This is a genomic window from Thalassovita sp. (assembly GCF_965218685.1).
In the GTDB taxonomy this organism is placed as follows: domain Bacteria; phylum Pseudomonadota; class Alphaproteobacteria; order Rhodobacterales; family Rhodobacteraceae; genus Thalassobius.
Map to the genome: position 1 here is coordinate 2,349,501 of NZ_OZ244657.1, position 17,215 is coordinate 2,366,715.

At 62.9% G+C, this 17,215-nt stretch carries 15 protein-coding genes; 5 read left to right on the plus strand and 10 right to left on the minus strand.

The genetic code is table 11. The features are described from left to right. Nucleotides 1–55 precede the first annotated feature (55 nt). From ACOQOQ_RS11625 to ACOQOQ_RS11645, 5 genes are read left to right on the plus strand one after another with little or no spacing between them, the layout of a single operon-like run. Entirely contained in the window at nt 56–658 is a 603-nt protein-coding gene (locus ACOQOQ_RS11625; protein ID WP_420567151.1) for an HD domain-containing protein, read from the plus strand. Between the two features lie 11 nt (nt 659–669). Next, on the plus strand, nt 670–2,109 hold the full coding sequence (locus ACOQOQ_RS11630) for an aldehyde dehydrogenase family protein (protein WP_420567152.1): 1,440 nt from the start codon (nt 670–672) through the stop codon (nt 2,107–2,109). Further along, nucleotides 2,106–2,762: an HD domain-containing protein gene (locus ACOQOQ_RS11635; RefSeq protein WP_420567153.1), complete on the plus strand. Its 657-nt coding sequence runs from the start codon at nt 2,106–2,108 to the stop codon at nt 2,760–2,762. The genes ACOQOQ_RS11630 and ACOQOQ_RS11635 overlap by 4 nt, the downstream gene beginning before the upstream one ends. Next, entirely contained in the window at nt 2,756–3,517 is a 762-nt protein-coding gene (locus ACOQOQ_RS11640; protein ID WP_420567154.1) for an SDR family NAD(P)-dependent oxidoreductase, read from the plus strand. Before ACOQOQ_RS11635 ends, ACOQOQ_RS11640 begins: the two co-directional genes overlap by 7 nt. A 16-nt stretch (nt 3,518–3,533) precedes the next feature. Continuing rightward, the gene (locus ACOQOQ_RS11645; RefSeq protein ID WP_420567155.1) at nt 3,534–3,854 is read left to right on the plus strand and encodes a 2Fe-2S iron-sulfur cluster-binding protein; all 321 of its coding nucleotides are present in this window, start codon (nt 3,534–3,536) and stop codon (nt 3,852–3,854) included. Nucleotides 3,855–3,857: 3 nt separating this feature from the next. Here ACOQOQ_RS11645 and ACOQOQ_RS11650 read toward each other — a convergent pair whose 3' ends face one another. From ACOQOQ_RS11650 to ACOQOQ_RS11695, 10 genes are all read right to left on the minus strand, one after another. Then, the gene (locus ACOQOQ_RS11650) at nt 3,858–4,619 is read right to left on the minus strand and encodes an SDR family NAD(P)-dependent oxidoreductase (protein ID WP_420567156.1); all 762 of its coding nucleotides are present in this window, start codon (nt 4,617–4,619) and stop codon (nt 3,858–3,860) included. Then, nucleotides 4,616–6,610, minus strand: coding sequence for an acetoacetate--CoA ligase (locus ACOQOQ_RS11655; protein ID WP_420567157.1), 1,995 nt, complete (start codon nt 6,608–6,610; stop codon nt 4,616–4,618). The genes ACOQOQ_RS11650 and ACOQOQ_RS11655 overlap by 4 nt, the downstream gene beginning before the upstream one ends. Continuing rightward, nucleotides 6,607–7,452 carry an HAD-IIA family hydrolase gene (locus ACOQOQ_RS11660; RefSeq protein ID WP_420567158.1) on the minus strand — a complete coding sequence of 282 codons (846 nt, stop codon included), beginning with the start codon at nt 7,450–7,452 and terminating at the stop codon, nt 6,607–6,609. The genes ACOQOQ_RS11655 and ACOQOQ_RS11660 overlap by 4 nt, the downstream gene beginning before the upstream one ends. Next, complete coding sequence (locus ACOQOQ_RS11665) at nt 7,449–8,909, minus strand: hypothetical protein (RefSeq protein ID WP_420567159.1); 1,461 nt, start codon at nt 8,907–8,909, stop codon at nt 7,449–7,451. Before ACOQOQ_RS11665 ends, ACOQOQ_RS11660 begins: the two co-directional genes overlap by 4 nt. Beyond that, on the minus strand, nt 8,906–10,264 hold the full coding sequence (locus ACOQOQ_RS11670; RefSeq protein WP_420567160.1) for an acetyl-CoA carboxylase biotin carboxylase subunit: 1,359 nt from the start codon (nt 10,262–10,264) through the stop codon (nt 8,906–8,908). The genes ACOQOQ_RS11665 and ACOQOQ_RS11670 overlap by 4 nt, the downstream gene beginning before the upstream one ends. Before the next feature lie 4 nt (nt 10,265–10,268). Beyond that, entirely contained in the window at nt 10,269–10,736 is a 468-nt protein-coding gene (accB, locus tag ACOQOQ_RS11675) for an acetyl-CoA carboxylase biotin carboxyl carrier protein (protein WP_420567161.1), read from the minus strand. Nucleotides 10,737–10,846: 110 nt separating this feature from the next. Further along, the gene (locus ACOQOQ_RS11680) at nt 10,847–11,647 is read right to left on the minus strand and encodes a helix-turn-helix domain-containing protein (protein WP_420567162.1); all 801 of its coding nucleotides are present in this window, start codon (nt 11,645–11,647) and stop codon (nt 10,847–10,849) included. A 55-nt stretch (nt 11,648–11,702) separates the two neighbouring features. Continuing rightward, a complete protein-coding gene (locus ACOQOQ_RS11685; protein WP_420567163.1) occupies nt 11,703–15,068 on the minus strand; it encodes an error-prone DNA polymerase in 3,366 nt (1,121 codons plus the stop codon). Continuing rightward, nucleotides 15,065–16,543 (minus strand): Y-family DNA polymerase, encoded by a 1,479-nt coding sequence (locus ACOQOQ_RS11690; protein WP_420567164.1) that lies wholly within the window; start codon nt 16,541–16,543, stop codon nt 15,065–15,067. The genes ACOQOQ_RS11685 and ACOQOQ_RS11690 overlap by 4 nt, the downstream gene beginning before the upstream one ends. Beyond that, entirely contained in the window at nt 16,473–17,057 is a 585-nt protein-coding gene (locus tag ACOQOQ_RS11695; RefSeq protein ID WP_420567165.1) for an ImuA family protein, read from the minus strand. The genes ACOQOQ_RS11690 and ACOQOQ_RS11695 overlap by 71 nt, the downstream gene beginning before the upstream one ends. Between the last annotated feature and the right edge of the window lie 158 nt (nt 17,058–17,215).

Sequence of the window (17,215 nt, forward strand, 5' to 3'; positions counted from 1 at the left end):
GGGACGCACCCAGAGCGTCCCCCGGTTTTTCGCCCGTTCCAACAGGAGGTCCGCGGTGCCGCAGACAAATGACCTGTCGCGCTATGATCCGGTCTGGCGCGAGGCCCGTCCTTACATGCGCGCGCGCAAGAATGACGTGCATATACCCCTGTCCTTTGCTTGGGCTCAGCGGTTGCTGGATCACTACGTTCAGGCCGACCGCGATGTGTGTTCACTGGGCATCTTGCTGCATGACATCGGCTGGTATTCCATCGACATGGACCGGATTATTTCCGAAGGGTTCCGCAGCGATAATATCCTGCAATCAGATGTTCGGTATCTGCACGAGGAAGAGGGCGTGCGTCTTGGCACCCAAGTGCTGCGCGCGACCGGCTGGAGCGAAGATATCATCGCGCAGGTTTGCCAGATCATCGACGGCCACGACACGCGCCCTGATCCGCATCATCTGAACGATCGTATCGTGCGCGACGCTGATAAGCTGTGGCGCTACGAGGTGACGGGGATCTCGGTTGCGGCGGACTGGTTCGGCGTGACCCCCGGTGAATATGCTGAAAGGGTCGCTGGCGAGCTGGACAAGCTGGAAACCGACCTGGGCCGTGAGCTGGCAGAAGTTACATTAGAAAAGACTCGCAAGCATTTGATGCTGCACGTTCTTTGAGGGAGAGCGCGATGGATATGTTTATAGATGGGGCTTGGGCAGAGGCCATATCAGGCGCCACCCAACCGGTGACCAACCCGCGCACCGGACAGGTCTTTGACACGGTGCCAACAGGCGATGCCGCTGACGCTGAAATTGCCCTTCAGGCCGCCGCGCGCGCCTTTGAAAGCTGGTCTAAAACCCCGATGGCCGAGCGGGTAAAAATTCAGAAATCCTGTGCGCAGGCGATGCGGGATAATGCCGATGATATCGCCGCGCTTCTGCATGCTGAACTGGGTCGTCCCTTGCCGGCCTGCCTGACCGAGATCCAGCGCTCCTCGGATTTGCTGGACATTTACGCCGAAGAGGGTCTGCGCCTGCAGTCAACCATGAGCCTGGGCGCCGCGCAGGGTGAAAAAACCATCGTTACCCGCGATCCGGTGGGCGTCGTGGTGGCGATCACTCCGTTCAACTATCCGATTAACCTGTTGATGTTCAAACTGGGTGCTGCGCTGGTCGCGGGGTGTACGGTCGTGGCAAAACCTGCCGAAGATACGCCTTTGTCTACGCTCAAACTGGCCCAGGTTTTCAGCGCCGCCGGTTTGCCCGACGGCTGTTTCAACGTGGTCACGGGCCGGGGGCGGGGCATTGGCTCGGCCCTGATCGAGCATCCCCTCCCGCGCAAAATCGCCTTTACCGGTGGGACAGCGGCCGGCAAGGCCATCGCGGCCGCTGCAACTGGCACGATGAAGCGTGTCACGCTGGAGTTGGGGGGCCAAAGTGCCGCCATCGTCTGCGCGGATGCCGATCTGGACAAGGCCACCGATGCGATCGTGCGCCACGGCTTCGCCAATTCCGGTCAGTTCTGTTACCGCGTGAACCGGGTCTATGTTGACCGCAAGGTCTATGACGCTTTCCTGGACAGGCTGGTGCCCAAAGCGGCCAAGTTGACGCTGGCCCCCAGCGATGGCGACGGCGACCTTGGTCCGATCGTCAACGAAAAGATATTTGCCAACAGCGGTGTTCAGGTCGACGACGCCCGTTCCAAGGGCGCGCGTATCTTGCTGGGCGGGGACCGCAAGACAGGCGAGGGCTATGATGGCGGCTTTTACTTTCCGCCCACGATCATCGCCGACGCCACGCATGATATGCTGATCCTGACCGAGGAAACCTTCGGCCCCGTCATCGGCATTTGTCCGGTCGACAGCGGCTTTGAGGGGCTGCGCCACGCCAACAACAACCGCTACGGGCTGGCTGGGTTTGTCTTCGCCCGCGACCTGGCGCTGGGGTTGACCCTGTGCGAGGGGCTGGAGGCCGGATCGGTCTGGCTGAACGATATTCAGCGGTCCTCGCACTATGTCCCTTTCGGGGGCATGAAAGAAAGCGGGATCGGTCGCGAAAAGGGGCGCTATGGTGTTGAATCCTATCTGGAATACAAAACGATTTACCTAAGCTACGAGGTGCCCTCATGACCCCCGAGGATATCTTTCTGCCGCGTGATCTGCCGCTTTGGCACGAGGCGAAACCCTATCTGGATGTGCGCAATAACGACGAGCACACGATCATCTCGTACAACATCGCCAAGGTGCTGCTGAGCCAGATCCCCCAAGCGGACGAAAGCGTGGTTCTGCCCGCAATCGTGTTGCATGATGTCGGCTGGAAACGTGTCCCGCCCGAACTGTTGCTGGAAGCGGTGGGCCGCAAACCCTCGCGCCCGGATTTGGTGCGCGACCACGAGCTATACGGCGTTGAAATTGCCCGCGAAATCCTGGAACGACGCCGCCCGGATGGCGTGGACATTCAGGCCGTGCTGGACATCATCGACGGTCATGACACCACCAAACACGCCAAGTCTTTGGAGGATGCGGTGGTCAAGGATGCCGACAAGGGCTGGCGCTCGACCCCGCATGGGATGCGCACGATTGCCGGCTGGTACGAGGTGCCTCTGAGCCAGATTATCCTGATGCTGACCGAACGGTCCAACGGGCTGATGCTGACAGAAGCGGGCCGCGCGCTGGCCATTGGCCAGACCGAGGCAGTACGGGCCGAGTTGCAGATCGAAAAATATCTGGGCCACGGCCCTGAATTTACCGAGGTAAAAGCCGAAGAAGGAGTGGAATGGTGAGCGAGTTGGGATTGCAGGGAAAGGGCGTCATTGTCACCGGGGCCGCAGGCGGTCTGGGCCGCGCCTTTGCGCAGGCTTTTGCCGATGCTGGTGCGCAGGTGATGGCGGCGGACGTGAACCTTTCCGGCGCCGAGGAAACCGCTCAGGTCATACGCGCGGGCGGGGGTACTGCCTTTGCCGCCAAGGTGGACGTGACCAGCAACGAAAGCTGTCAGGCCCTGGCTGCGGCTGCGCGCGATCAGCTGGCCTCGGTCGATGCGCTGATCAACAATGCCGCGCTTTATGGCACGCTGGAACGCAAGCCCTTCGATCAGATCGAGGAGCAGGTCTGGGATCAGGTCATGGCGGTCAACATCAAAGGTGTCTGGCAAATGAGCCGCGCGGTGGCACCACTAATGAAAGGCAAGGGCGGCGCGATCGTCAATATCGCGTCGGCGACTGTGTTCTCGGGCTCGCCTCAGTGGATGCACTATGTGGCCTCAAAAGGCGCCGTGATCGCCATGAGCCGCGTGATGGCCAAAGAGCTGGGCGGCGACAATATCCGCGTTAACGTGATCGCGCCGGGCTTTACCCTGACCGAGGCCAGTCTGGGACAAATCGAAGACGCCAAGGGCTATGGTGTGGAGCGCGCTGCGCTAAAACGCAACGCTGAGACCGAGGATATCACCGGCGGCGCTCTGTATCTTGCCTCGGATTTGGCCAGCTTTACCACGGGCCAGACACTGGTCATCGACGGCGGCAAGCAATTCATCTGAGCAGAAGGACAAACAAATGGTACAGGTGACTTTCATCGAAGAGGACGGCACCCGCCGCGAAATTGACGCCAAGGTTGGCGAGCCGCTGATGTATGCAGCCCGTGATGCCGGGGTCGAGGGAATTATCGCCGAATGCGGTGGCTCGGCCATGTGCGCGACCTGTCACTGCTATGTGGTCGAGGCCGCGGATGGCGCAATGCCCGCCCCGCTGGATGACGAGGCGGACACGATCGAGTTCATGGCCAACGAGCCGCGGGACAACAGCCGTCTGATGTGTCAGGTCAAGGCTGCGGACGCGATGGCAGGGGCTGTTTTTCAAGTAGCGACAGGCCGTTAAGGCCTATCGCGCAAGCACACCACCATCCACAACCAACGTCGTTCCGGTAACGAAATCCGATGCGGACGAGGCAAGGTACAACACGCTGCCTTTGATCTCGGACGCGTCGGCAATGCGGCCCATGGGGGTGTAGTCCTCCATGATTTTTGCGTGGGCGGCATCGCGGGGGCGCGTTTCTGTTCGGAAAAACCCGGGGCACAGCGCGTTTACCTGGATGCCGTGCGGAGCGTATTCCAACCCCAGCTCGCGCGTCAGGTTCACCACCGCGCCCTTTGACGCCGCATAAGCGGGCCGGGGGAACAGCCCGGCAGGACCTGCGATCCCCCACATCGAGGCGACGTTGATCACCTTGCCCGATCCCTGCTGCATCATCTGGCGCAGCGCGGCGCGGTTTAGATGCACCAGCCCGCTCAGGTTCACGTCGATCACGCGGTTCCAGTCGGCCTCGGCGGCTTCGTGAAACAGCTGCGCCGTGGGGTCCGAGATGCCAGCATTGGCCACCACAATATCCAGCGCGCCAAAACGGCTGACGGTCATGTCTACGGCGGCGTTTATTCGGGCAGCGTCGGTTGCGTCCCCCTCCATCGCCAGGGCACGCGGACCCAGATCGGCGCAAGTAGCGGCAAGTGCAGGGCCGTCCAGATCAAAGCACAGCACCTGCGCGCCTGCCTCGATCAGGGCTTTGGCCATTTCGCGCCCCAGACCCTGGGCCGCGCCAGATACCAGCGCGGCCTTTCCTGTCAGATCAAAGATGTCCGCGCTCATGCCGACAACCGTTTCTGTGCGAAGTCGACGAACCAGTCGATGGCTTCGGGGTTGCGCATCGCGTCCCTGCTGGCGACCTTGTCCAGTGGCAGTCCCAGCAGCAACTTGCGCACGGGAACCTCCATTTTCTTGCCGGTCAGGGTCATGGGAATGTCTGCGACCTCGATCACCTCGTCAGGGACGTGGCGGGGGCTGCGTTCTGACCGCAGCTTTTTCGAGATTTCAGCGGCCAACGTATGGGTCAGCTCTTTTCCGTCGGCCATCTTGATGAACAGCGGCATATAGAACGTGCCGCCGGCCTCTTCGATGCAGATGATCAGGCTGTCGGAAATCTGCGGGAAACCTTCCAGCGTGCGGTAAATCTCGGCCGAGCCGATGCGTACGCCATAACGGTTAAGCGTGGCGTCCGAGCGGCCCAGAACAAAGCTGCCGCCATGCTCGTTGAACTTTACCCGGTCGCCGTGACGCCAGATGCCGGGGTAGACGTCGAAATAGCTGTCATCGTAGCGGCTGAAATCATCGTCCCCCCACAGGAACAATGGCATCGAAGGTGCGGGCTGACGCAGGACCAGCTCTCCGACTTCGCCGACGACGGGTTCTCCGTTTTCGTCAAAGGCTACGGCATCCAGACCCAGCGCAGGGGCCTGGATCTCGCCTGCGCGGGTGGGCAGCAGTGGCGAACCTGCCAGAATCCCCGAACAGAACTCGGTTCCGCCAGATTGCGAAGTCGCCCAGACATCGGATTTCACATGGGTTAGCACCCAGTCGAATACCTCGGGCGTGGCGGGGCTGCCCACCAGCATCACCGATTGCAGCGCCTTTAGGCTAAAATCCCGTTTAGGTTCAATGCCTTGCTGTCTCACAATCTGCAGATAAGTCGGGCTGACACCCAGCGTGGTCGCGCGGCTTTCGTCCGCGATCTGCCACAACAGTCCTGCATCGGGATAGGCCGGATGCCCGTCATACAGCACCGCGCGGCCGTTCATCAGCGGCCCCCACATCAGCGTGTTCCACACCATCCAGCCGGTGGTGGAGTAGAAAAACAGCGCGCCATCTTTGGGGATTTCGAAGTGCAAGGCGGCGGATTTGTAGTGCTCCAGCACGATACCATGATGGCCCTGCACGATGGGTTTGGGCAGGCCGGTCGTGCCGGACGAGAACAAGATCCACAGTGGATGGTCCGAGGCCACGCGAGTGTATTCGAACTGGTCTGCGCCCACATCCGGGCCGCTGATCATAAAGCCCCAGGTGGCGGTCTGCCCCTTGAACCTGGGCGCTTTGCGAGCCGTTGGGTGATAGTCCAGCATCACCAGATGCTCGACCGAGGGAAGCGCCTCCATGATCCGCTCCAGATCGTCGATCCGGTCGAAATCTTTACCGCCAAAACGATAGCCGTTGCTGGCGAAAACCAGTTTGGGCTCGATCTGGCTGAAACGGTCGATCACCGTCTGCGCGCCAAATTCAGGCGCGGCGCTGGACCATGTGGCGCCGATGGCGGTGGTGGCCAGCATGGCAATCACGGTTTCGGCGATGTTTGGCATATAGGCGACCACCCGATCGCCCGGACCCAGGCCCATATCCCGCATGTTCTGCGCCAGACGGCGGACCGTGGCTCCTACCTCGCCCCAACTCATCTCCGAAGCTTCGCGCAGCTCCGAGCTGTGGTGCAGCATGGTGCGCGCGGGATCGCCGCTGAATTCGTGGCGCAGCACGTGTTCGGCATAGTTCAGTCTGGTGCCTGTAAACCAGCGGGTGCGGGGCATGGGGTCATCAGTGCGGACCTGATCGATTTCGCCGTCGTGCAGGATGTCGAAATAGTCCCATTGCGACTGCCAGAATGCCTTGGGATCTTCGATTGACCAGTTGAACAGCGACCAGTAATCGCTTTGCGGCATCTGCCGTTCGGCCAGCCAGCCCATATAGTGCGAGATATGCGATCCGGCTCGGCGCGTGTCCGAGGCCTCCCACAGGATGTCACCTTCTTCGATCATGCGGGGATCCCCTTGAACCATGGTTGGTCTGTGAACTCTTCCATGCTGGATAGCACCACATGGGCGCGTTCCTCGGCCGGGAAGCTGTTGAAAAACGCTGTGTCCGCGATGCCGGTGGTGACGCCCACGCAAAAGGCGCCTGCCTTGCGGCCCATGCGGATTTCCAGCTTGGGGTCATCACCGATCACGGCCATTTCATGCGGGGGCACGCCAGTCAGCGTGGTGACGATCTCAAGCCCGGCGGTTTCGGGCTTGCCAAAAACCGTAACGGGCACGTCGGTTGCGTTCTCCAAAGCCGCAGCAATGGCGCCCGAAATGCCCAGCATCCGCCCCTTGGACGAGGCGAAGTAGGGCGCGACCGACCCGGCAAAGGGCTTGGCCCCGTCCCAGACGGCTTGCACCACGGATTCCAGCTGGGTCGCGCCGAAATCGCGGGTATAGCCCAGCAATACAGCGTCCACCTTGGGGGCGTTGGGGGTGGGGTCGATCACTTCGATCCCCGCGTCCTGAACGGGCACGCGGGTGCCGTCGCCTCCCATGACCATCACCTGCTGATAGCCCAGCCGTTTCAGGGCCTGCGCGGCGACCTCGGCCGGGGTCAGGATGTGGCCGGGATCGATCACGATGCCTGCATCCGCAAGCAAGGGATAGTAATGCGCGGGAGGAAAGAACGTGCCGTTGGTATAGGCGACGACCTGGATTTCAGCCTTGCGACACGCGGCCAGTGTCTCGATCACACCGGGCAGGGCGGTAAAGGTGCCCTGTTCCTTGTTCATCAGGGCCAGCGTACCGTCGATGTCGAACACGGCGGCACGGATGGGATGATCTGGCATCTGGCTCATTCGCTTAACTCCAGTTTGAAGCCCGGTTTTTCGATCTTCACACCGCCCAGTTTCTTGCGCGAAGTCAGTTCTTGTACAAGGTCCAGTACGGGTTTGGTTTTGGGATTGTATCCCCGGCGTGCAGGGCCGGCTGCTACCATCGCATCCACCTGATCGGCGGGCATAGTGGCGCGCAGCAGGAATTCTTCGTCGGAATAACCCTTGCCGATGCGCGCGCGCAGCTCGTCCAACGAGGCCATCTTGGCCTCGGTTTCAAGTTCCTTGGCGCGGGCCGAGGATTTGATCCGATCCTCGATATTGGCATCCATCGGCATAGCGGGTGTGCCGAAACGGCCAAGAACATAGCGCGTCACCTCGTCCGGGACCACCTGATAGCGTTCTTCCGAGGTAACGTTCAGCAGCGCCTGCGTGGCAACCAACTGACTGAAAGGCGTCACCATGATCGGATAGCCCAGTTCCGCGCGGACTTTTTCAACCTCTTTCAACACGGCGGGCAACAGGTGCTCGCGCTTGGTTTCCTGCAACTGGCGGATCATCGTGCCCAGCACGCCACCGGGGATCTGGTGGTGGAAATAACGCCGGTCGTAGTCGCCGGGGCCACGCGCGGACAAGCCCTCGGCCTGCGCCAAGACGCTGAAATAGCTGTCCATTTCCGCCACGGCCTCGTCATCCACATCAACCGTGTGGCCGATGTCGCGCAGGTTGCCGATGGTGGTGCTCATGGACGGCTGGCCGGTGCCATTTGCAGCTGAACTGGCCGAGGTATGCAGGCTGTAGACACCCTGGTTTGCGGCCTCGAGATAGGCAAAGGAGGCCAGCCCGATGGTGGTGTGCGAGTGGAATTCCAGCGGAATATCCCCCATCACCGCCTTGACCGCAGGCATCAGCGTTTTGGCCCGTTCAGCCGAGATTAACCCGCCGGGATCCTTGATATACAGCTTGTCGAACTTGCCGGTTTCAGTCAGTGCCTTGGCTTTTTCGGCCCAATGCGCATCATCATGCATCGGCGACAGGGTAAAGGTCAGCGCCGCCACGATCTGTTCGCCCCCCGCCTTGCGCGTCAGGTCGGCCATGTTCAGCATGGCGGGCACGTTGTTCATCGGGTCCATCACGGCAAAGCGGCGGATGCCGTTGTTCACCAACAGACGGAAGGCAAACTCCATCAGCTCTTCGCTGGCGGCCTCCCAGCTGATGAAGCGCATTCCTGTGGTCAGAAAGGACAGCGGCGTGTTTGGCGTTGCCTCGCGGAACAGGCGCAGGCGTTCCCACGGGTCCTCTTTTTTGAACCGCACGGCCACGGCCATATGGGTCGAGGTGGTGAAATCAATCGCGTCAAACCCCACCCGATCCATCACGGGCGCAATCTGTTGCATCATGCCGGTGTCCAGCCCGGTGGCGCCCCAGTTCGACTGGTTGCCGTCACGGACCGTCGTGTCCAGAAGTTTGATGGTGCTCATTGGCTTTCCTCCAGCCGGGTCAGCAGGTCGGGCAGGTATCCGGTGTCCACGCCCCCCTTGCCGAAAATGTCGTCGTCCATGATCGCGGCATGCAGCGGTGCGTTGGTTTTCAGCCCCTCCAGGCTGACCACGCGCAGCGCATCTTGCATTCGATCAATCGCCTGCGCCCGCGTGGGCGCCCATGTGATCAGCTTTGCGATCATGCTGTCGTAATAGGGCGAGATCATCGCGCCGGGTTGCATATGGCTGTCGACCCGCAGCCCGGGCATCGAGGGGAACCAGACCTGCGTCACCCGGCCGGGGCTGGGCATGAAGTCATTGTCGATGTCCTCGGCGTTCAGGCGGCATTCGATAGCGTGGCCGGACAGAATGATGTCGCCTTGGGTGATGTCCAGCGGCCGACCCTCGGCAATCGCGATCTGGGTCGCGATCAGGTCCAGACCGGTGATGGCCTCGGTCACCGGGTGTTCGACCTGCACGCGGGCGTTCATTTCCAGGAAATAGAACTCCTCGCGCTCCACATCGACCAGGAATTCCACCGTTCCCAACGAGCGATAGCCGATGTGGCGTGCGAAGTCAGTGGCGGCTTGCAGCACGCCCTGACGCAGTTTTTCGGGCAGTTCGGGGGCAGGGGCCTCTTCCACGACTTTCTGGTATCGCCGCTGGATCGAGCAATCCCGCTCGCCCGCATGTAACACCGTTGTGCCGTCCGAGATTATTTGCACTTCCACATGACGCCCCACACGGACATAGCGTTCAAGGTAAACGCGCCCGTCGCCAAAGGCGGCCGTCGCTTCGGAAATCGCAAGATCCAGCTGGCCCGGCAAATCCTCGGCCCGGTCGACGCGTTTCATGCCGCGCCCACCCCCGCCGGAAACCGCCTTGATCAGCATCGGATAGCCGACGCGTTCGGACAGCTCCAGCGCCTCTTCGACGGTGTCCACAGTGCCACCGGGCACCAGAGGGACCTTGGCATTTTCCGCATGGGTGCGGGCGGTCAGCTTGTCTCCGACAGCCTCTAGGTTGGCGGGGTCAGGGCCGATGAAGATCAGCCCTTCCTTGGCGCAAGCCTCGGCCAAAGCACGGTTTTCTGACAGGAACCCATAGCCGGGATGAATCGCGTCACAGCCTGTTCCCAGCGCGGCCTGCACCACGGTTTCGACCTTCAGATAGCTTTCGGTCGCGGCGGCGGGGCCCAGACACACGGCCCGAGTGGCCAGCTGCGCGCCCAGGCTGTCACGATCCGCTTCGGACACGCCCAGAACCGTTTCGATCCCAAGGGCGCGGGCGGTGCGGATCACGCGCACGGCGATCTCGCCCCGGTTGGCGATGAATATGCGTTTGATCGGTGTCATGGGATCAGGCCGGCTGCACGCGGATCAGGGTTTGGCCATGCTCGACCAGCTCGCCATTGGGGGCGACGATTTCGGTCACGGTGCCAGCAACGCCTGCCTTCACCTGGTTCATCAGCTTCATCACCTCGATGATGCCGATCACGGTGTCCTCGGTCACGGTGTCCCCGACCTGCACAAAGACCGGGTCACCGGGTTTGGGCGCGTGGTAGAAAGTGCCCAGCAGGGGGGCGGGCACATCGCTGCCACCACCAGCCGGGGCGGGTGCCGCCGCCGCCGGCTGGGGCGCCGAGGCAGCGGCCGCCACGGGATTAGCCGCCGGTGCCTCGGGCGCAGCGGGCGCTGAGGCGGCGCCTGCTCCTCGGCGACGCAGTTCCAGTTTGACGTCGCCCATTTCCAGCTTCAGCTCGTTAAAATCCGAGCCGTCGATGAGGTTGAGAATGTGATTGATGTCGTCGCGTGTTAGCCCGCTCATGGCGTGCCCTCCTCCTGCAGCGAATATGTGTTGAGGCGAGCCTAGGGGGGCAATGCAGCCGAGCTCAATCTGGCATCTATGGTGATTTCACTGAGTGAAACGGCGGCAAGTCACAGCTTGCGGGCAATCTGTTCGGCAGCGTCCAGCAGGGGGGCAGCAAAGACCTGAACGGCCTTTTCACGGGTAAAAACACGACGGGACCAGGTGATGTTAATCGCGCCGGGCACATGGTTGCCCAGACGGATCGGAACACCCATCGAGTCGCGTTTGTCATCCTCGCCCATGCGGCTTTGATCGAAGCTGCCGCCAAAGTCCGGATCGCGAAAAGCAAAGCCCTGATCGCGGGTTTCCGAGAGAAGTTTTTCAATATATTCAGGTGCATGAGCCCATCTGTCACCAGGGCGCCCTGACAGGCGCAGACGTTCCAGCGTGGCCTCGCGGACGGCGTCCTCGCAAAAGGCGATGAACGCCCGCCCCGAGGCCGAGCGCAGCATGTTGATCTGAAACCCAACGGGCCCCAGCGGCACATTGTCGATGCCAGCGCGGCTGGCGTTGGTCTCGATCACCTCCATATGGGTCAGGCGCGGTACCGCCAGCACCGAGGGCCATTGCACCGCGTCGCTAAGCGCCTGCAGGACAGGCGAGGCGGCCTCGACCAGCGCGTTTTCGTGGTCAATCCGGCGGGCCAGTTCGGTCAGGGAATAGGACGGCACATAGGCATTATCGGCCATCCGCTGCCAGGTCATGCCCTGTTCCATCAGCGTTTTCAGGATGCGCAACAACGAGGCCTTGGGGATACCCGTCATCCGGTGCAGATCCGCCAGCGATGCGGCGCCCGTGGTCTGCAATATCTGCAGAACCTTCAGCCCGCGTTCCAGCGCGTTAATGGATTTGACCTGTAGCTTGCTCATGTCCGGGTGCTCCTTCGGCAACTGTGCCACCAGGTCAGGGGCTTGGCAACGGCAGCTAGTGGAAATCGCGGCTGGGAAACAGGCGCTTGGCTTGCTCGCGCGGGTGGCGCGCGCGAGGGGGATAGCGCGGTTTGCGCGGTGCGTCATCGGCCTGAGGCTGGGTGATGCCGACGGCGTCCTCCAGAGGGTGACCCAGCTCGGTGATCTTGTGGGACAGATCCTCGATTTTCTCGGCGATGACATGCACGACCAGCCCTTCGCGCTGGATGAAGCCACTGACGCGCAGCAGCCGCCCGCCCATCACGGTGCGGCGGTATTTTTCGTAAATCTTAGGCCAGACAACCACGTTGGACACGCCGGTTTCATCCTCGAGCGTCAGGAAAATCACCCCCGAGGCCGTGCCAGGCCGCTGCCGCGTGATCACCAGCCCGCAGACATTCAGGCGGCCCAGCGGGGCTGCGGGCAGTTCTGTATGCGGCGTCAGATCGGGGATCGAACTGCGCAAAAGCTCCATCGGGTGGGCGCGCAGGGACAGGCGCAGGGCGACGTAATCCTCGACCATCTCCTCGCCCAGATGCATGGGGGGCAGGGTGACGTCAGGCTCGGCCGCGCCCTCGCCATCCAGCGGGTCAGCAAACAGCGGCAGTGGTTTGGCCGAGCGGATCGCGCGCACCTGCCACAAGGCATCGCGCCGGGTCAGGCCCATCCCGACAAAGGCATCGGCTTCGGCCAGTCGTTCCAGTACGGCAGGGGCCACGCCGGCGCGCAGCCACAGCGCCTCGGGGTCGGGATAGCCATTTCCGCGCGCCGCCACGATCCAGTCGGCATCGTCCTGTCGGAACCCCTTGATCTGACGGAACCCCAGCCGCAGCGCCAAGGACCCATCTGCGCGCCGTTCCAGCTGGTTGTCCCAGTGGCTGTGGTTGACGCAGACGGGGCGCAGTTCCACACCATGTTCACGGGCGTCCCGCACGATCTGGGCGGGGGCATAGAACCCCATCGGTTGCGAGTTCAGTAGCGCGCAGGCAAAGATCGCCGGGTGATGGCATTTCAGCCACGACGACACATAGGTCAGCATGGCAAAGGCCGCCGCGTGGCTTTCGGGAAATCCGTATTCGCCGAAGCCTTCAATCTGGCCGAAACACCGTTCCGCAAAATCGGTGTCATAGCCGCGTTCCAGCATCCCGGCGATAAACTGGTCACGGAAGGTGCCGATCGTGCCCATGCGGCGGAACGTGGCCAGGGATCGGCGCAGACGGTCGGCCTCTTCGGGGGTAAAGCCCGCGCCGACCACCGCGATCTGCATCGCTTGTTCCTGAAACAGCGGCACGCCCAGCGTTTTGCCCAGCACCTTTTCCAGATCGGCCGAGGGGAAATGCACCGGTTCCTTGCCTTGGCGGCGATTAATATAGGGGTGGACCATACCGCCCTGTATGGGGCCGGGGCGGACGATGGCGACCTCGATCACCAGATCATAGAAGGTGCGCGGCCGCATTCGGGGCAGAAAGTTCATCTGCGCGCGGCTTTCGACCTGAAACACCCCCACCGCATCGGCCACGCACAGCATGTCATAGGTGGCGGTATCCTCTTGGGGGACGTCATGCAGGGTCAGCGAGGTGTTTTCATGGGTTTGTAACAGGTCGAAGGCCTTGCGGATACAGGTCAGCATCCCAAGACTGAGGACATCCACCTTCAGGATGCCCAGCGTGTCGATATCGTCTTTGTCCCATTCGATGGTAGTGCGGTCGTCCATCGCGGCGTTTTCGATCGGGCACAGCTCGTCCAGACGGCCCTTGGTGATGATGAAGCCGCCGACGTGCTGGCTTAGATGACGGGGAAAGCCGATCACCTCTCCGATCAGGCGGATGGTCTGGGTCAGGCGCTGGTCGGACATGTCCAGGCCCAGCTCGCGGATGCGCTTGGGGTCGGCTCCGCCGTTGGATTGGCCCCAGATCTGGCTGGACAGGCCCGCCGTCACGTCCTGGCTCAGCCCCATGACCTTGCCCACCTCGCGGATCGCGGCGCGGGACCGGAAATGGATCACCGTGGCACACAGGCCCGCGCGGTGGCGGCCATAGCGCTGGTAAATCCACTGGATCACCTCCTCGCGGCGTTCATGTTCGAAATCCACGTCGATGTCCGGCGGCTCGCCCCGGTATTTCGAGACAAAGCGTTCGAACACCATGGTGATCTGATCCGGGCCCACATCGGTGATGCCCAGCAGGTAACACAGGATCGAGTTCGCCGCTGATCCGCGCCCCTGACACAGGATCCCCTGCGAGCGCGCGAATTGCACGATGTCATAAACGGTCAGGAAATAGGCAGCAAAGCCCAGATCCGCGACCAGCCCCAATTCCTTTTGCACCAGCGCGCGCACCTTGTCGGGCGTGCCCTTGGGATAGCGGATGTCGCAGCCTTCGCCCGCCAGACGTTCCAGCCGCTGCTGAGGCGTTTCGCCATCCGCGATCTCGTCCGGGTATTCATAGCTGAGCTCGGACAGATCAAAGCTGCACCGGGCTGCAATCTCAAGCGAGCGGCGCAGGGCGGCGGGGTGGTTGCGATACAGCCGGGCCATATCCGCGTGCCCCTTCAGGCGGCGTTCGGCATTGGGCAGGGCGCGGGTGCCGATCTGGTCGATGGTGATATGTTCGCGCATGCAGGTCAGCACGTCGGCCAGTTGGCGCCGGTTGCCCCGGTGCATCAGCACGTCGCCCACCGCCACCATGGGGGCCGAGCAGCGCAGCGCCAGGCTTGCGCAGGCATCAAAATAGGCTTGGTCCGAGCCGTCATATCGCGGGGCCGCCCCCACGAAGACATGGCCGGGATAGCGGCGTTGCAGCCGCTGAATGGGGGCGCGGGCTGCGTGCAGATCAGCTCCCGGCAGGGCGATCAGGATCATGCCCGCGCAGCCCTCCAGCATGTCGGCCAAGCTTAGCAGGCAGTCGCCCTTTTCCGCACGGCGCTTGCCCAGCGTCAGAAGCCGGCACAGCCGTTGATAGCCCGCCCGGTCACGCGGCAGGGCGACCCAGTGGACAGGGCAATCGGTCAGCACCAGGCGGCAGCCCACGATCAGCCGGGGCAGGGACATGTCGGCGGGGCGGGGGATGTCTTGCGGGGTGCCGACCTCTTGGCGCGAGCTACTGTCGGTGCGGTGTTCTGATCGGATGCGGATTGCCTGTTGCGCCTCGTCGGCCTCGCGTCGCAGCTCTTTCAGTGCCGCATAGGCCCGCACCACCCCGGCCAGCGAATTGCGGTCGGTGATGGCGATGGCCGACAGGCCCAGCTCGGCGGCGCGGGTGACCAGTTCCTCGGGGTGCGAGGCGCCGGTCAGAAACGTGAAATTCGAGGTCACGCACAGCTCGGCATAATCCGGGCCGCCGAACTGGCGCGGGACGGAAGGCGTGTCAGGAGGGCGGCTCATGCGAATTCCCCCTGTACGAACCAGCCGGGATTTTGCGGCGTGTGGAACAGCCACAGCCGGCGTCCCTGCCGGGTTTCGATGCGCCAGTAATCCCGCACACCGCTGCGCCATGCCTCGTCCGGCAGCCACCATTCCGGCGCGATGCGTTCCGGTCCCGTGGCGCGCGCGATGGTCAGCGACATACGCCGCCAGCGGAACCGTTGCGGCGGGCGCGGACCCGTGGCGGCGATGGGTTCGGGGGGGAACAGCGACAAGGGGCGCGGACGCAGGCTGATCCACGGCCCTTCGGGGTTGGAGTACGCGGCGGGGGCGATGACAAAGCCTCGCTCGGGGATATGGCTGTCGGCGGGCAGGAAGCGCTGCATATTCTCCAGCCCGATGCGCGTGCCGATGCGGGTCAGCAGGTCGTCCAACTGATCACGCCGCCCGCTATGGGCGGTGGCCATCTGTTGAACGGGCAGGGGTTCGACCTGCACGGCCTCCAGCCGCAACTGGTCAATGCCAAAGCCTGCATCCACGTCGTCCACGCCCCGTTCGAACAGGGGCAGGATACGCTGCGCATCGCGCATGGCGCTGGCCAGCCGCAGTTCCACCTGCTGGCTGCCCTGATCGACCCGGCGCAGGGTCAGGCACAGGATGCGGGCGCCAGCCTCGTTGCGCTTCAGCTTGGCGCAGAGCTGGTCCAACAGACGAGAGGTGCCAGCCATCACATCCTCGGTCCGGCCGATGGGCTCGGGCAGGGTCAGGCGGGTGCCGTAATGGGGCGGGTCCTGCGCAGGCGTGATGGATTCGGGCTGATCGCCCAAGGCTTGATCCAGCCGTTGCAGCAGCTCTGGCCCAAAGCGACGGTTCAGCGGTGCGCGGGCGGTTTCCGTCAGATCCTGCACGCGTCGCAAGCCCAGCCGTTGCAGCCCGGTGACCATGTTGTCAGGCAGGCGCAGGGCGGCAATGGGCAGGTGGCCGATCCCGCCCTGTTCAACACCCGGTGGGGCGATGCCTTCGTCGAAATGCGCCAAGGCCCAGGCCGCGCCGCGGGTGCCCGCCAGCCCCAACCGCACCGACAGGCCCGCGCGGGCCAGCCGGGCGCGGATATCATGCAGCAGCGGTTCTTCTCCGCCCCACAGATGGGTCGAGCCTGTCACATCCAGCACCAGCCCATCCGACCCTTCGGTGCCCACCCAAGGGCAATATCGCGTGGCCCAGCGGTTCAGCGCGCTTAGAAACCGGGCGTCCTGCAGCGGTGTGGCGGGGGCGCTTTGCAGCTGGGGACAAAAGGCGCGCGCATCGGCAAAGGTCATGCCGCGGTTCAGCCCCTGTCGCTCAGCTTGCGCGTTCAGGCAATACAGCCGTTCGGTATTGGCCTGGTTCAGCGTCAGCGCAAAGGGCGCATCCGTCGGGCGCGCCCTAAGAGCCCGGTCGCTTGCCAACCGGGGAAACCACATCGAGACAATGCGTCGCGTGCGTCCAACGAACATCCCAAACCCCAAGTGTTCCTGATTTGTTCTTTTTAAGATCCCAGCGCATCAGAGTCGAGTCCTCTGCCCCCCGATCAGACAGGGGATCGTTCACAGGGGCGGCGTGCCAGCGGGTTTCCGCCGCGTTGCTGCCCATGTTTTCGGGGATCAGGCACAGGCCGGTGGCCTTGCCCGCCTTGGCGGCCAGTTGCAGGCGGCGCCCCTCGGTCAGGCCAATTTCCTGGCTCAGCTCCACCACTACAAGGGGGGCGCTGCCATCGCGCAGGGCCTCTTCGGTGACGGCCAGCGAGTCGGTCTGGCTAGGCGCGCGGGCGATCAGCAGGCGGGCGGGGTCGAAAAAACGGCCAAGGCCAACGGGGTTCAGCTGTTCGTGCCGCCAGCCCTCGCGCACCCAGATCACAGACCGGTCGTTTTGGGCGCAGCAAACAGCGGCGAATCCCAGCGCACCGGGGCCGTAAACCTCGTGAACGCGCGCGCGGCGCAGGGGAAAGACTTGCTTGAACGGGATGCTCATGCCCCCAATTTACACCGCTTGCCGCCGGTTTCAAATGGCTTTGCAGCCTGGCATGGCGCCATCGCGACGTTACGGGAGAACGGAAATTGACCCCACGACAGGCGCGAAAAATCTTGTAGGCTACGCGTCAGAAGACATGTCCAATTCGCAGGACGAGG

Excerpts from the sequence above, each read along its gene's own strand:
- ACOQOQ_RS11670 (WP_420567160.1), bottom strand. The coding sequence starts at position 10,264 with ATGACACCGATCAAACGCATATTCATCGCCAACCGGGGCGAGATCGCC.
- ACOQOQ_RS11630 (WP_420567152.1), top strand. The coding sequence starts at position 670 with ATGGATATGTTTATAGATGGGGCTTGGGCAGAGGCCATATCAGGCGCC.
- ACOQOQ_RS11665 (WP_420567159.1), bottom strand. The coding sequence starts at position 8,909 with ATGAGCACCATCAAACTTCTGGACACGACGGTCCGTGACGGCAACCAG.
- ACOQOQ_RS11680 (WP_420567162.1), bottom strand. The coding sequence starts at position 11,647 with ATGAGCAAGCTACAGGTCAAATCCATTAACGCGCTGGAACGCGGGCTG.
- ACOQOQ_RS11645 (WP_420567155.1), top strand. The coding sequence starts at position 3,534 with ATGGTACAGGTGACTTTCATCGAAGAGGACGGCACCCGCCGCGAAATT.
- ACOQOQ_RS11695 (WP_420567165.1), bottom strand. The coding sequence starts at position 17,057 with ATGAGCATCCCGTTCAAGCAAGTCTTTCCCCTGCGCCGCGCGCGCGTT.
- ACOQOQ_RS11650 (WP_420567156.1), bottom strand. The coding sequence starts at position 4,619 with ATGAGCGCGGACATCTTTGATCTGACAGGAAAGGCCGCGCTGGTATCT.
- ACOQOQ_RS11655 (WP_420567157.1), bottom strand. The coding sequence starts at position 6,610 with ATGATCGAAGAAGGTGACATCCTGTGGGAGGCCTCGGACACGCGCCGA.
- ACOQOQ_RS11690 (WP_420567164.1), bottom strand. The coding sequence starts at position 16,543 with ATGTTCGTTGGACGCACGCGACGCATTGTCTCGATGTGGTTTCCCCGG.
- ACOQOQ_RS11685 (WP_420567163.1), bottom strand. The coding sequence starts at position 15,068 with ATGAGCCGCCCTCCTGACACGCCTTCCGTCCCGCGCCAGTTCGGCGGC.
- accB (WP_420567161.1), bottom strand. The coding sequence starts at position 10,736 with ATGAGCGGGCTAACACGCGACGACATCAATCACATTCTCAACCTCATC.
- ACOQOQ_RS11640 (WP_420567154.1), top strand. The coding sequence starts at position 2,756 with ATGGTGAGCGAGTTGGGATTGCAGGGAAAGGGCGTCATTGTCACCGGG.
- ACOQOQ_RS11660 (WP_420567158.1), bottom strand. The coding sequence starts at position 7,452 with ATGAGCCAGATGCCAGATCATCCCATCCGTGCCGCCGTGTTCGACATC.
- ACOQOQ_RS11635 (WP_420567153.1), top strand. The coding sequence starts at position 2,106 with ATGACCCCCGAGGATATCTTTCTGCCGCGTGATCTGCCGCTTTGGCAC.